The sequence below is a fragment of the Cellulosimicrobium sp. NPDC055967 genome, assembly GCF_042269845.1.
Classification (GTDB): Bacteria; Actinomycetota; Actinomycetes; order Actinomycetales; family Cellulomonadaceae; genus Cellulosimicrobium.
The window spans coordinates 16,804-30,380 of record NZ_JBHJYJ010000020.1 but is presented as its reverse complement, the minus strand read 5'-3'; the positions used below and the strand labels follow the sequence as shown (position 1 = coordinate 30,380).

The 13,577-nt window shown below is 70.3% G+C and carries 12 protein-coding genes, 1 tRNA gene and 1 pseudogene; 7 read left to right on the top strand and 7 right to left on the bottom strand.

Annotated elements, in window-relative coordinates; translation table 11 throughout:
- Window positions 1–7 precede the first annotated feature (7 nt).
- Both ACFC2L_RS18565 and ACFC2L_RS18560 read left to right on the top strand, forming a co-directional pair.
- Window positions 8–1,024 (top strand): iron-siderophore ABC transporter substrate-binding protein, encoded by a 1,017-nt coding sequence (locus ACFC2L_RS18565; RefSeq protein ID WP_375825818.1) that lies wholly within the window; start codon window positions 8–10, stop codon window positions 1,022–1,024.
- Window positions 1,025–1,208: 184 nt separating this feature from the next.
- Window positions 1,209–1,298: transfer RNA gene (locus ACFC2L_RS18560), tRNA-Ser, on the top strand.
- A gap of 66 nt (window positions 1,299–1,364) precedes the next feature.
- Here ACFC2L_RS18560 and ACFC2L_RS18555 read toward each other — a convergent pair.
- On the bottom strand, window positions 1,365–1,880 hold the full coding sequence (locus ACFC2L_RS18555) for a tyrosine-type recombinase/integrase (RefSeq protein WP_375825817.1): 516 nt from the start codon (window positions 1,878–1,880) through the stop codon (window positions 1,365–1,367).
- Here ACFC2L_RS18555 and ACFC2L_RS18550 point away from each other — a divergent pair.
- On the top strand, window positions 1,830–2,483 hold the full coding sequence (locus ACFC2L_RS18550; protein WP_375825848.1) for a YdcF family protein: 654 nt from the start codon (window positions 1,830–1,832) through the stop codon (window positions 2,481–2,483). The two genes, ACFC2L_RS18555 and ACFC2L_RS18550, sit on opposite strands and share 51 nt — an antisense overlap.
- Before the next feature lie 21 nt (window positions 2,484–2,504).
- On the opposite strand, the gene ACFC2L_RS18545 is transcribed toward ACFC2L_RS18550, so the two are convergent.
- Window positions 2,505–3,158 (bottom strand): hypothetical protein, encoded by a 654-nt coding sequence (locus ACFC2L_RS18545; RefSeq protein ID WP_375825816.1) that lies wholly within the window; start codon window positions 3,156–3,158, stop codon window positions 2,505–2,507.
- Between the two features lie 11 nt (window positions 3,159–3,169).
- Entirely contained in the window at window positions 3,170–4,402 is a 1,233-nt protein-coding gene (locus ACFC2L_RS18540; RefSeq protein ID WP_375825815.1) for a DUF262 domain-containing protein, read from the bottom strand.
- Window positions 4,403–4,729: 327 nt separating this feature from the next.
- Here ACFC2L_RS18540 and ACFC2L_RS18535 point away from each other — a divergent pair, with 327 nt between their 5' ends.
- From ACFC2L_RS18535 to ACFC2L_RS18525, 3 genes and pseudogenes are all read left to right on the top strand, one after another.
- Window positions 4,730–5,269, top strand: a complete 540-nt coding sequence (locus tag ACFC2L_RS18535; RefSeq protein WP_375825814.1) for a hypothetical protein — start codon at window positions 4,730–4,732, stop codon at window positions 5,267–5,269.
- A gap of 207 nt (window positions 5,270–5,476) precedes the next feature.
- A complete protein-coding gene (locus tag ACFC2L_RS18530; RefSeq protein WP_375825813.1) occupies window positions 5,477–5,731 on the top strand; it encodes a hypothetical protein in 255 nt (84 codons plus the stop codon).
- Between the two features lie 311 nt (window positions 5,732–6,042).
- Window positions 6,043–6,707 (top strand): annotated as a pseudogene (locus tag ACFC2L_RS18525) (Type 1 glutamine amidotransferase-like domain-containing protein).
- A gap of 79 nt (window positions 6,708–6,786) precedes the next feature.
- Here ACFC2L_RS18525 and ACFC2L_RS18520 read toward each other — a convergent pair.
- Both ACFC2L_RS18520 and ACFC2L_RS18515 read right to left on the bottom strand, forming a co-directional pair.
- On the bottom strand, window positions 6,787–8,457 hold the full coding sequence (locus ACFC2L_RS18520) for a DHA2 family efflux MFS transporter permease subunit (protein ID WP_375825812.1): 1,671 nt from the start codon (window positions 8,455–8,457) through the stop codon (window positions 6,787–6,789).
- A 125-nt stretch (window positions 8,458–8,582) separates the two neighbouring features.
- A complete protein-coding gene (locus ACFC2L_RS18515) occupies window positions 8,583–9,989 on the bottom strand; it encodes a DNA polymerase IV (protein ID WP_375825811.1) in 1,407 nt (468 codons plus the stop codon).
- Window positions 9,990–10,190: 201 nt separating this feature from the next.
- On the opposite strand from ACFC2L_RS18515, the gene ACFC2L_RS18510 reads away from it, so the two are divergent.
- The gene (locus tag ACFC2L_RS18510; RefSeq protein ID WP_375825810.1) at window positions 10,191–11,942 is read left to right on the top strand and encodes a glycosyl hydrolase family 18 protein; all 1,752 of its coding nucleotides are present in this window, start codon (window positions 10,191–10,193) and stop codon (window positions 11,940–11,942) included.
- Window positions 11,943–12,148: 206 nt separating this feature from the next.
- Here ACFC2L_RS18510 and ACFC2L_RS18505 read toward each other — a convergent pair whose 3' ends face one another.
- Both ACFC2L_RS18505 and ACFC2L_RS18500 read right to left on the bottom strand, forming a co-directional pair.
- Window positions 12,149–12,844 carry a phosphatase PAP2 family protein gene (locus ACFC2L_RS18505; protein ID WP_375825808.1) on the bottom strand — a complete coding sequence of 232 codons (696 nt, stop codon included), beginning with the start codon at window positions 12,842–12,844 and terminating at the stop codon, window positions 12,149–12,151.
- Window positions 12,844–13,566 carry a phosphatase PAP2 family protein gene (locus ACFC2L_RS18500; protein WP_375825806.1) on the bottom strand — a complete coding sequence of 241 codons (723 nt, stop codon included), beginning with the start codon at window positions 13,564–13,566 and terminating at the stop codon, window positions 12,844–12,846. The genes ACFC2L_RS18505 and ACFC2L_RS18500 overlap by 1 nt, the downstream gene beginning before the upstream one ends.
- Window positions 13,567–13,577: the final 11 nt, after the last annotated feature.

Here is a 13,577-nt window from a genome sequence, read left to right as displayed (position 1 = left end):
GAGTCCCATGCACCGCACCACCCTGCGCCGCGCGCTCGCGGCGACGTCCGCGCTCGCCGTCCTCGCGCTCGCCGCGTGCTCGTCCGGGGATGACTCGGGTGACGACGCTGCGCCGTCGGGAAGCCCGAGCGCCGACGGCGCCGCGGACGCCTTCCCCGTGACGATCCCCACCGCGTTCGGGGACGTCGAGATCCCGGAGGAGCCGGAGCGCGTCGTCGCCCTCGGTTGGGGCGACGCCGAGACGGCGCTCGCGCTCGGCGTCCAGCCCGTCGGCGCGAGCGACTGGCTCGCGTTCGGCGGCGACGGCGTCGGCCCGTGGCTCGCCGACGCGTACGACGAGTCGCCCGAGATCATCGGCACCCTCGAGCCGTCGTACGAGCAGATCGCCGTGCTCGACCCCGACGTCATCCTCGACGTGAAGTCGTCCGGCGACCCCGAGCGGTACCAGCGGCTCTCCGAGATCGCCCCGACCGTCGCGATCCCCGAGGGCGGCGAGGCCTACCTCACGCCCATGGAGGACCAGGTCGGCATGATCGCCGCCGCCCTCGGGCGCAGCGAGGCCGGCGACGAGCTGCTCGCCGAGGTCGACGACGCGTTCGCCGCCGCACGCGACGAGCACCCCGAGTTCGCGGGCAAGACCGCCGTCATCGGGTCCTACTGGGCCGAGGGCTTCGGCGCCTACGTCTCGACCTCCAGCCGCGGCGAGTTCATGCAGGGCCTCGGGTTCGAGACCAAGCCCGAGATCGACGAGGCCGCCGGCGAGGAGTTCTCCGCCAACCTCGGCACCGAGAACGTCGACCTGCTCGACGCCGACCTCACCGTCATCCAGCCCATCGGCTTCACCGCCGCCGACGTCGAGGCGCTCCCGATCTTCCAGACCGTGCCGTCCGTCGCCGACGGTCGCTATGTCGTGTTCGACGACAAGGACCTCTCCAACGCCTTCTCGCTCGGCACGCCCACGGCCGTGATCTACGCGATCGACAACGTCACGCCGCTGTTCGCCGACGCGCTCGGCGGGTCGTGACGGTCGTGCCCGACGGCGGCGCGGTCCGAGGCGGACGCGGTCCGACGGCGCGGGGTGGGCCAGGTGGTCCGTCTCCGTGGGTGCGTCGATCGGGGCGTGCGACCCGGCGCAGGAGCGGCTGACCGGCCGATTCGGTGTCCGGGGGTGTGACCAGGTATCCTTCCTGGGCCGGGTATCCCGGCGAGGTAGCGTGTCCGAGCGGCCTAAGGAGCACGCCTCGAAAGCGTGTGTGGGTGAAAGTCCACCGTGGGTTCAAATCCCACCGCTACCGCCACCCGAAGGGCCCCACCCGCAGAATCCTGCGGCTGTGGGGCCCTTCGTCGTACCCGGCCCTCCGTTTTCACTCCGTTTTCTCCGGCGGGACGTCGGTCGCGGCCTGCTGGACGAGCTGGTCGATGACGACCCGCAGGTCCGGGGCGACGTGGGTGCGCTTCACGTAGTGTCGGACGGTCGTGCCCTCGTCGGCATGACCGAGCAGCGCCGTCGCGTTGCCGATCGTCGTCGAGTTCGCGACCTGCGTCGCCACGGTCCGGCGGAAGTCGTGCGGGGTGACCGTGGTGCCGATGGCGGCCTGCGCCTCGCGGAGCTGGTCGCGCACCCGGCTCGGAGAGCGCGGCGTGGCACGCGTGGACGGGAACACCAGGGCGTCCTGGCCGCCGTCCAGGCCGAGGTCCAGCGCCTCGCGGATCGCGGTGACGACGAACGCGGGGTCCTCCCACTCGCGCACGGCCTTGCGCAGCAGCGCGATGTCCTCGAGCCCGAGCGTGCGCACCTCGGCACGGCGCGGTTTGCGCACGGTCACCGCATCCCGGACCGGGTTGAACGGCGCGGCCCCGTAGCGGACGCACAGCATCATGATCTGGGACCCCGGAACACCGATATTGCGATTGGACTAGGCAGCCACGACATCGGTGTCGCCGAGCACGCCGCGAAGCTCTGGCACGAGGGTCGCTTCCCGCTCATCGTCTTCACAGGCGCGAACGCGCCAACGACAATCAATGTGTTCCCCCGCGGCGAAGCAGTGCACTACGCCGAGCGTGCGCAGGAACTTGGCGTGCCCTCCGAGGCGATCGTCACCGAGACACTGGCCACCAATACGGGCGAGAACCTTGCGCTGACGCGCGAGTTGCTTGATATCCTCGGGATCCACGCGCAATCGGCGACCCTCATCAGTCGGCCCTATCAACAACGCAGAGCTTTCGCTACTGCTCGAAAAATCTGCCCGGAAATCGACATCGTCTGCTCGGCACATGCACAGTCGCTAGGCGACTACATCGACTCCATCGGTGATGCCAAACGGGTGCTCAACATGCTCGTCGGGGACACGCAGCGGATCTGGGTATACGCGGACAAGGGCTTCGCGGAGGCCCAGCCGCTCACCTGCGAAGTTAAGGAATACTATCGACGGTTGGTGGCCCAGGGCTATTCGGCTCGTTTGATCGACGGCTCGGGCATGTAGCGCGGGTGGTGGTCGCTCTACTCAATTGCCATCCCAGTCTCCAATCAAGGTCTGCGGCGAACCGCGGTCGACAAGGTCGCGCAGATAGGCATCAATAGACTTTACTGCCGCGCAGCCTCCTTGCACCCAATTGCGCACATCGTCAGGTCCATCGGACGCAGTAATCTCGGTAACATTCTCCGTGAATGGCGAGAGGTGGCCGGCTGAACCTCTCTTTGCGCCCAACGTATCGAGATCGCCAAGCTGCACATTTAGGTGTTGCTCAAAATCGGGCCAGTGAAGTCCAACCGTTTGCGCGAGCGACTGCACGTTGTGAGACTTAAGGCCATGGTTCTGCCTCAGCTTAGATTGAAACGCGATCAGGCCACGATTTCTAATAAGCTGAGCAGTGTGACGCCTTGTATATGCCATCTTCTCTTCGGCGAGAAGGTCCGAGATCGCGTACGAGAAGCGCACGCATTCCATGGGGACAAGGTCCGCAATAAGCCATCCGCACATTCGTCTGAAGTGCCGCTCGAACGAAAGTTCGAGGTACTCCTCCAGTGTGGCATGGCCCAAGACGAGGTACGAGTTCACTAGCACCCTGTCAGTGTCTGACAATTTGCTCGGGAAGGAAGCTTGGACTTGCGTAAGCAGTGCAGCGTCGAGCTGGCCGATCTGAGCATCGAGTTCCATCGGAGGCGAGCCTAAGGGCGACGCAGCGGGGTGGGCAGCGGGTATTCGACTCCAGTCGTTTCAGAAATTATCTCCTGCCACACTCGATGGCGTGTCACAAAGGCCTCAACTGTCTTTGTTGTTGCCGAGATCGCGCGAACAAAGGCGTCGTTTGTCTCGCAGGATTCTCTGTAGCGCCGGATTACCTCGGGCGCGTGATTCGGGAGCGCCCTCCGGACTTCTTCAAAACTTAGAGAGTGCACCTGGACATCGAAGACCGCCCGATTCAGTGCGCGTTCATATCGTCCTTCGTCGGCATTTGGCGAGGGTGACCACTTTCTGGCAAAGCCTTCGCGCAATACCTCCATGCCTACGCTGAGGCCACGTGCGAAATTGTCCAATGCGTGCTCTGCGACGTTCCGATGAATCTGCCAGTTGGAGTTGAAGAACTTCGACGTATCGTCCAGGAATTGCTTCAGGTTGCCGCGATACTCAATAGGCGACGAGGAGAACGCGAGATGCCTAAGAAGCAGTTCTGCGTCAACCATTCTACGGTCGGGGTGCTCGTTATTGAGCACACGACGGAGTTCTGGAAGGTCGCCCGATTTCTCATCGAGCCAGCGCGTAAACTCACCATGTACGAGCGCCTGCCGCAGTTCCTGTGGTGATAGAGCAACACTCCCGGTATTCAAACGCAGGAACAGTGACAATAGAAGTCTCTCGGAGTTCCAATCCGTAAGTGCAACAGTTCGAATACTGTGATTCTCGATGGCGGCCACAAGGGATGCGTGAGTCTTCTCGAGCGTCGCTAGGTCTTTACGGTTTAGTTCTGGGAGAACCTCGAGCCCCGTGAGGCGGAGGGGAGTGAAGGCAGCGTCGCGCTCATCAGTCGGATCAACGAAGAACTGTCGCAGGGCGAGTAGGCGCTGCTTTCCATCTAGAACAAAAAAGTGCCCCGGGTTGCCGGGCGTCTCGGCGAGGACGATCTGTGGAATTGGGAATCCGAGCATGATCGACTCGAGAAGCTTGCTTTTCCTATTGCCGAGCCAGGCGTTTCTTCTCTGGAAGCTTGGGTCGAGATTGATGCGGCCCTTTCGCATCTGCGAGACAAGTGTTTCAACAGTCCAGTCGCGGCCTCCGATTGAAGCGCGAAACGTCGAGGGCGGGTCGGTAAAATCGCCTTCGTCTTCCCCTTGGTCGGGGACTAGAGGGATGCTGTCAAAATCGTCCACCTCGCCGACGTCGAACTCGTCGCCAACTGTCATGTGCCGTCCTCTCGCTGGGTGAGCGTCTACGGAGCCTTCGTTGGCGCTCAGACTACCCACGCGATGTCAGCTCGGCGTGTGAGGACTTTCTCTACTGACTCAAGGCGCGGCTCCGCCGCGCGGTCGGCCTCCTGGGCGGGGCCCCGCGCTCCGCTCGCAAGCTCGCTGCGCGCACCCCACCCGTCCGGCCGCCATGTGGCATGGCGAAGGCGGCCCCGAGGTTCCCAGGACCGCCGTTCGTACCTTCGACCGAGCCGTGCGTGCTTAAGGGCCCGGACGTGGGACCGCTCGCCCCGCGCCGGACCCGTTCGTGGCATCCTCACCTCCGTGAACGCCGATGACAGCCGAGCCGCCGCGACCTACTTGGGTATCCAGGACTACAGGCCTGCGTTCCAGCGGGGTGTCGAGGCGATCGCTGCCGCGCACGGTCCACAACTGTTGGACCTCCCAGGCCGTACTCTTGTCCGCACCTGGCTGTGCTGTGCCCGCGACGACGAAGAGTGGGTCGCCGACGCCCCAGTCGTGCTCCAGTTCGACGGCGTGCAGCTGGAGATTCTGCACAACAAGTTCGACGAGCTGTCTCTCACGCGGGGGCGCATCGACGTCGTGCGCCCCATCGACTTCCCGGACGGCGACTGGCGCTGGTCCGACGACTCGAACGAGCGGCTGTCCGCCCTTCGCGGGCGAGTAGTTGTCGACGTCGAACTGCTCGAGTGGTTGGGCCGAGACATGGCGTACGGCTCCCTGGCGATCGGCCTTCTCTTCGAGAGCGGAGACCGGTTGACGATCTACAACGCATTGGACGAGAACGGCCTGACCTTCGATGCCCCGCTTGCGGAGTACCGTGCGTACCGGCTCGCGGACTGAATCTGGGGTCCGGTTCGCAAGGAGGGGCGCCGTCCGGCCCCGAACCGACAGCCGAGCATCCGGCCGGCTCCGGTCCGCGTCAAGGGCGCCTGCGGCGTCGCTGCGCGATGGCCTGCGGCCACCCTTGACCCGGACCTCCGCCGGCCTCCTGTGCTCCGCTATCGGTTCGGCGCCTCCGAGTGTCCCCTGCCGGCGTACGGTCAGCGTGTGGACAACTTCGAAACCGGAATGCAGCGCCTTGCCGCAGCGCGTACGAAGGACCAGCTCGTCGACGCGGTCTGGGATCTTCGGGACTCGGCGTACGACCACCCGGACAGCTGGAAGGGGTTCAATGCCGAGACCTTCTTTCAGCGGCTCGGGGAAGCCTTGGACACCGCATCGGTGGACTCGGGGCCAACGGTGACGGCTGCACTGCTGGGGCGAGCGGTTCGAGAGGCGCGCCAGTCCCCGAGCGGTACGTAGGATCTCAGTCCCGTCGCCGGAATGCCTCCGCTTTCGTCGCCGGATCGATCGCCACGGGTGCAAGGCAGTCCAATGGTCGGCACCGTAAAGTGCCTGGTCACATGCCAGAACCACCCAATCGAGCAGAGTCCGCCAACCCGCCGTTCCCAAGCCCACCGCTACCACCCGGAGGGCCCACCCGCGGAACCTACGAATGTCGGGCCGCTCGTTGTAACTCGGTCGCGTTGAGGCGTACGCCGACGACGTGGCGCGATGAGTTCCCCTTAGTTCCGCGGTCTGCCGTGCAGACCGTCGGAGCTGAGGAGGCCGCGATGAAGCTGTTGCTCACGTCAGGGGGAGTCACGAACCCGACCATCGAGCGGACGCTCGTCGGGCTGCTGGGCGGCCGATCGGTGAGTGCTCGGCGCTGTGCATCCCGACGGCGTTGTACGGCCACCCGTGGGTGGGGCCGGGGAAGAACGTCCGGGACTTCATCACGGGGGAGTCGGACCACATGGCGGGTCTGGGGTGGGGGTCGGTCGGCGTGCTGGAGCTGACGGCGCTGCCGAGCATCCCCGCGGAGCGCTGGGTGCCGCTCGTCCGGGAGACGGACGTCCTGCTGGCCGCGGGCGGTGACGCGGGCGACCTGGCGTACTGGATGCGGCGGTCGGGGTTCGCGGACCTGGTGCCGTCGCTCACCGGCACGGTCTACGTCGGGATGAGCGGGGGCAGCATGGCGCTGACGCCGCGCATCGGCGAGGAGTTCGTGGGGTGGGAGCCGCCCGACGGCGAGGACACGACGCCGCTGGGGCTCGTCGACTTCTCGATGTTCCCCCACCTGGGCCACCCGGACCTGCCCGACAACACGGAGGCCGCGGCGCGGCGGTGGGCAGCCGCCCTGGGCGGGGCGGCGTACGCGGTCGACGACGAGACCGCCTTCGTGGTCGACGGCGCGGTCGAGGTCGTGTCCGAGGGCGTCTGGCACCGCCTGGCGTGACCCCGCGTCGGCTCGACCCGGCCCGTGCTGGGCGCGACTCGCGCCGGCTCGACCCTCGCTCCGGCGTCGGGCCCGACCCTCACACCGACCGGTGCGACGCTCGCACGACGGCCGTCGCGGACGCGAGGCCGAGCACGAGGAACGCTCCGGCGACGAGCAGGGACCCGCGCGTCGCGTCGGCGAACCCGGACGCGAGCGCGTCGACGACCTCCGGCTCCTGCGGCCCGAGCTCGCCGTGGGTGCCCTCGGCGCGCAGCTTCGCGATGACGTCGCCGGCGGAGCCGCTCGTCGCGTCGGCGAGGCGGGTGACCTCGGCGTCGGGCAGGCCCTCGCCGTCGAGGGCCGCGGGCACGGCGCTGGCGAGCAGGACGGCGAGCGCGGTCCCGACGAGCGCGGTCCCGAGCGCGGAGCCGACCTGTCGCGCCGTCGACTGCGTGGCGGAGCCCTGGCCGGACTCCTCCGCGGGAACCTGCACGAGGGTCGTGCTGGTGAGCTGTGCCGACGCCAGCCCCAGTCCGACGCCGTAGACGACGAGCAGAGCCGCGAGCAGCCACGGGGAGACCGTCGCGGTGACCGTGAGCGCGACGGCGGCGACCCCGACGATCTCGAGCGCGAGGCCGATGACCACGACGAGCGGGGCGCCGACGGCGGCGGCGAGGTGACGCGCCGACGCGCCGGAGAGGAACGCGCCGAGCGCCATCGCCGCGAGCACGAGCCCGGCGCCCATGGTGGACAGCGCGAGCACGTTCACGAGGAAGAGGGGCAGGACGAAGATGATGCCGAACTCGCCGACCGCGACGGTCGTCGCCGTGACGTTGCCCCACCGGAACGTCGGGATGCGGAACAGCGTGAGGTCGAGCAGCGCGGACCGCCGCACCCGCGCGCGGTGCCGCTCCCACACGACGAAGAGGACGAGCATGAGCAGCCCGGCGGCGAGGAACACGGGGGTCGGCGAGACGGGCGCGGACGCCGGCCAGGTCGCCCCGAGCAGCTCGACGTCGCCCTTCGGGCTCCACCAGCCGAACGTCTGGCCCTCGATGAGCCCGAACACGAGCGCGCCGAACCCGAGCGCGGACAGCAGGAGCCCGACGAGGTCGAGCCCGGGGGCGAACGCGTGCGCGCGGGTCTCGGGCACCCAGAGGTAGGCGCCGACCACGACGAGCGCGCCGACGGGGACGTTGACGAGGAAGATCCACGGCCAGGTGAACGACGTCGTGATCCACCCGCCCGCGAGCGGGCCGACCGCGGCGGCGCCGGAGATGACGGCGCCCCACACCCCGAACGCTGCGGCCCGGTCCTTGCCGCGGAACGTCGCGTTCACGGTCGACAGCGTCGAGGGCAGGATCGCGGCCGCGCCGAGGCCCTGGGCGAGCCGCCCGACGATGAGCGAGCCGCCGTCGTCGGCCGCGGCGGCGAGCAGCGACCCGGCGAGGAAGACGACGACGCCCGCCACGAGGAGCCGCCGTCGCCCGAGCCGGTCCCCGAGACGGCCCGACGAGAGCAGCAGCGCGGCCAGCACGACGGCGTACGAGGCGCTGATCCACTGCGCCTCGCTCAGCCCGAGGTTCAGGTCGGCGACGATGTCCGGGACGGCGACGGCGACGATCGTCCCGTCGATGACGACCATCGACAGCGCGACCGCCAGGACGACGAGCGCACGCCACCGGTTGGCGTGGGCCCGCGGGTCGACGGCGGGTTCGTCGTCCTCGGGCGGTTCGGTCTGCGGCGCGTTCCCCTGCACGGACTCCACGTGGCCTCCCCGGTGTCGTGGTGCGAGCCTGGGACCAGGATCGGCGCCCGCGCCCGGGACCGCATCACGGTGGAGCGGGCGGCCGCGCGGTCGGGCGGTCGCCGGGGTCCCCGGACGCGGGGTGCCTAGCCCTCGTCCTCCGGGGCCGCGGTGCGCACCGGCTCGCCGTCCGGTCCGAGCGGCTCCACGAGCGTGATGTCCTCGGCGTTCGGGTCGACCCACCGCTGGTAGCCCGGGCCGGTCTGCGCGGTCTCGAAGCGCACCGCGAGCCGGCCGTCGTCGCCGACCCGCACGACCCACCCGCGCCCCTCGGCCGCGGTCGTGACGTCCAGGCCGGGCGCGACGACGGCGGCCGTCGCCCGGACGGGTCCCGTCGCCGACGGCGGGGGTGCGGGCGCGCCGCCGTCGCGCTCCGCGGTCTGCTCCGGATCCTCGGCGCCGAGCGGCAGCATGAGCTGTGCGTGCTCGGACAGCGCGTGGAACGCGACCCCGAGCAGGCGGACCGGCTCGGTGACGTCGGCGAGGCGGAGCGCCCGGTGCGCGGCGTCGCGCAGCGCCCCCTCGTCGGTCGTGGGGCGGGACAGCGTCACCGAGCGGGTGAGGGTCGTGAACGACGCGAGGCGCACCTTGACGACGACCGTGCGTGCCGCGACGGCGTGCCGCTCGAGGCGGGCCAGCGCGGCGTCGACCACGGGGTCGAGCGCGGCGGCGACGGCGGTGCGGCCGTGGAGGTCGGCGTCGAACGTGTGCTCGGCGCCCGCGGACTTGCGCTCGCGCACCGTCGTCACCGGCCGGTCGTCCCAGCCGCGCGCGATCCGGTACAGGTTGGTCCCGCCCGCCTCACCGGCGACGAGGAGCAGCGTGTCGAGGGGCTGGCGGCGCAGGTCGGCCACGGTGCGCACCCCGAGCTCGTCGAGCCGGGCGGCCGAGACCGGGCCGACGCCCCACAGCGCCCGCACGGGAAGGCCGAGCAGGAACGCGTCCTCGTCGTCCGCCCCGACCACGCGCACCCCGCCCGGCTTCGCGGCCTCGGAGGCGAGCTTGGCGACGAGCTTGGACCGGCCGAGCCCGAGCGACACCGGGAGCCCGCTCAGCTCGCGCGCCCGCTCGCGGATCCTCGTCGCGAGCGACTCGAGGTCGGTCTCGGGTTCCACGGCTGCGGCGAGGTCCGCGAACGCCTCGTCGATGCTCACGGGCTCGACGAGGTCGGTGACCTCGCGCAGCGCCGTCATGATCCGGGCGGAGTAGGCCGCGTACGCGGCGAACCGCGGCACCACGACGACGGTCGACGGCGGGCAGAGCCGCCGTGCCTGCTCCATCGGCATCGCCGAGCGGGCGCCGTACTGCCGTGCCTCGTACGACGCCGTCGCGACGACGCTACGCGGGCCGACGCCGCCGACGAGCACCGGCCGTCCGCGCAGCGACGGTCGCTGATGCTGCTCGACCGCAGCGAAGAACGCGTCCGCGTCGAGGTGCGCGACCGTCGGGAGCGCGCGCAGCACCGGGGCGTGCGGCGCGCGGTCGATGCTCACCGCCCTACTCTGCCTCCCCCGTCCGACACCGGGAGCACCCCCGGAGCGACACCACCCCATTCCGCGCGGCTCACCGCGAACGGCGAGGCGCGGGCGAATTTCGTTCGGACCCTGGCGTAAACGCTGCTGACCCCGGTATCTTGCAGGAGACCGAACAAATCCCGGGGTCCCCAGCCCGGGCCGAAGAGCAACGAGGCCTTCATGAACGATCGATCGACACCCAGCGCGGCCTCCTCGGGCCGCTCGCTCGCCAAGACCTCGCCCGCACCGACCACCCGCTCGCGCGTGGTCGCCGCCACCGCCGTCGCCGGGGCGCTCGCCCTGACCGCGGCCACCTTCGCGTCGCCCGCCATCGCGGCGCCGCAGCCCACGGCCAAGCCGGCGGCCTCCGTCGCCGGACCGTCGGACATCAACGGCTTCCGCAGCGTCGGCTACGTCATGGCCGACTCGCGCGTGACGCGCGACTTCCACGTGGCCGACCTCGTGCGCACCGGCGCGATCGAGGACCTCACGCACATCAACTACGCCTTCGGCAACGTCACGACCGACCTCGTGTGCGACATCGCCGACGTCCCCGGCGAGGGCGACCCCCTCAACGACTTCGTCGCGGAGGTCGCGGCCAAGGACTCCGTCGACGGGAATGCCGACAAGCCCGGCCAGACGCTCGCGGGCAACTTCAACCAGCTCAAGAAGCTCAAGGCCGTCAGCCCCGACACCAAGATCCTCATCTCGCTCGGCGGCTGGACCTGGTCCGACAACTTCTCCGAGGCGGCGTCCACGGCCGAGGGCCGCACGGCGCTCGTCGACTCGTGCCTCGACCTGTACATCGACGGCAACCTGCCGGTCGTCGACGGCAAGGGTGGCCCGGGTGCCGCGGCCGGCATCTTCGACGGCATCGACATCGACTGGGAGTGGCCGGTCACGGGCGGCGAGACGGCGAACGCTCGCCCTGAGGACAAGGAGAACTTCCTGCTCCTCATGGAGGAGTTCCGCACCGAGCTCGACGCGCGCGGCGCGGCGAACGGCGAGGACTACCTGCTCACGGCGTTCGCGCCGGCGGGTGGCTGGAACGCCGGCCAGGGCGGCTGGCTCGACCCGCGCCTGTTCGCGGTCGTGGACTTCCTCAACGTGCAGGGCTACGACTTCCACGGCGGCTGGGTGCCGAACCAGACGGGCCACCAGGGCAACCTGCACCCGGACGGCACGCAGAACTGGGGCCTCGGCCTCGACGGCGCGCTCGGCATGTACGTCAACGCGGGGGCGGACCCGTCGCAGGTCAACGCCGGCCTCGCTGCCTACGGGCACGGCTGGTACGGCGTCGAGGACGGCTCGCAGGGCTGGCAGCCCGCCGCGGGCTACGTCGGCACCAAGACGTACGCCGAGCTGCGCTCGTTCGACGGCGAGCGGTACTTCGACCCGGAGATCGGCGCGAGCTGGCTCTACGACGGCGACCAGTGGTGGAGCTACGACGACCCGGCGTCCGTGACGGCCAAGGCCGAGTTCGTCGCGACGCAGGGCTACGGCGGCGCGATGTGGTGGGACCTCTCGGGCGACTACCGCAACGAGCTGGGTGACGCGCTGGGCTCGACGCTCCGCGCGGCGACCCCCGGCCCGGGGGTGCCCGCCGAGTGCGCCGTGCCCTGGTACGGCACGGGCGTCTACACCGGTGGCGAGGTCGTCTCGCACGAGGGGTCGGAGTACAAGGCCCAGTGGTGGACCCGCAACCAGGAGCCGGGCGCGTCCAACGCCTGGAAGAAGATCGGTCCGTGCGGCACGGCGCCCGACGTCGAGGTCGCGGACTGCGCCGCCGACTGGTCGCGCGAGACCGTCTACACCGGCGGGCAGACCGTGTCCCGCGCCGGGGTCAACTACACGGCCCAGTGGTGGACCAAGGGCGAGCTGCCCGGGTCCGTGACGTGGGGATCGTGGGACCCGGTGGGTCTCTGCGCGTGATCTGACGGTCGCCCGGGCGCGCGCATCGCCCGGACGACCACCGCACGACGACGGCGGGCCCGGTCTCAGGACCGGGCCCGCCGTCGTCGTCCGGGGACAGTGCGCACCGACCAGGCCTCTAGCTCGGGCGACCGGGCCGCTACTTCGCGCGACCAGGCCTCTACCTCGGCCGACCGGCCCTCTACCTCGCGCGGTGGGCGTCGCCCTCAGCGCTGTGCGCGGACGTCGCGGCGCAGGTAGTTCCAGGCGAGGACGCAGCAGACGACGCCGTTGACCAGGCCCACCACCACGTCGGCCGGGCCGTGGGCGCCGCGGTAGAGGCGGGACAGGCCCACCGCGAGCGGCACGAGGCAGCACAGGACCGTGACGACGACGCGCAGGACGGGGTGCGTGATGCGCTGCGCGAGCAGGGCGAGGGTGAGGTAGAACGCCGCGGACGCGCCGGTGTGGCCGGAGGGGAAGCTCGACGTGGGCGGTGCCTCGTCGAGCCGCGAGACGTCGGGCCGCTCGCGCCCGACGACGATCGACGACGTGAGGAAGATCAGCGCCTGGAGGGCGACGGCGAGCGCGGGCACGACGGCGAACCACCACTGCCGCGTGCGCCACCAGACGAGCAGGATCGTGAGCACCGTCCCGCCGATGATGAACTCGGTGGTCCCGATCAGCGAGAACAGGTCGGTCACGGTGTCCCAGAAGTGCGTGCGCCGCTGCTCGAGCCACCGGTTCACCGCGACCTCGCCGGGCAGGTCGCCCAGCGGACCCGTCACGAGGAACCCGGTCGCGACGATGAGGACCCACAGGACCGCGCCGGGGAGGAACGCCCGGAGGCCGACGTCGCGCAGCACCTCCTTCGCGGTGGGCCGGGACGTGTCGAGCTCGTAGCGGTGCACGAAGGGATGCATCAGACCTCGTTCCTGGGAGCGGAGCCGGAAGAGCGGGCAGACCGGGCGGACGCCCACCCGTGGTAGCCGACGGCGGACGCCCCCGCGACGGCGCCGCCGAAGAGGATGCCGCCGACGACGTCGGACGGGTAGTGAGCGCCGAGCAGCACGCGGTCGGCCGCGGTGACGAGCGCGAGCGCGGTCGCGCCGCCCACGACGGCGACGCGGCCACGACGGCCGAGCAGCGGCCACACGAGCACCGTGAGGCTCACCCCGACGGCGGCGGCGTTCATCGCGTGCCCGGACGGGAAGCTGGACCCGGGTACGACGGTCACCGCGTCCTCGACGACGGGACGCGCGCGGTCGACGAGCTCCTTCGCGCCGAGCCCGAGCGCCCACGCGCCCCAGATCGTCCCGGCCGCCCAGGCGGCCCGCGTCCCGAGGCCGTGGCGCCGCCACGCCCAGAGGCACACGCCCATCGCGGCGAGGTTCATCCACCGCGCGGCGAGCACCTCCTGCCCCACGAGCAGGGTGCGCTCGAACGCGGGCCGCTCGCCGGTGAACCCGGTCGCCGCGGCGACGGCGGCGCGGTCGGCCTCGACGACGAGCCCCGACTCCGCGCGCACGAGCCACGCGAGCACGAACACCGGGACGGAGGCCGCGATCCCGTACGCCGCAGCCCGTCCCAGGGCGCGCCTCCTGGCGCGCCCGAGCGAGCGGTGCGGGGCAGGGTCGGCGGGCACCCCCGGACGGT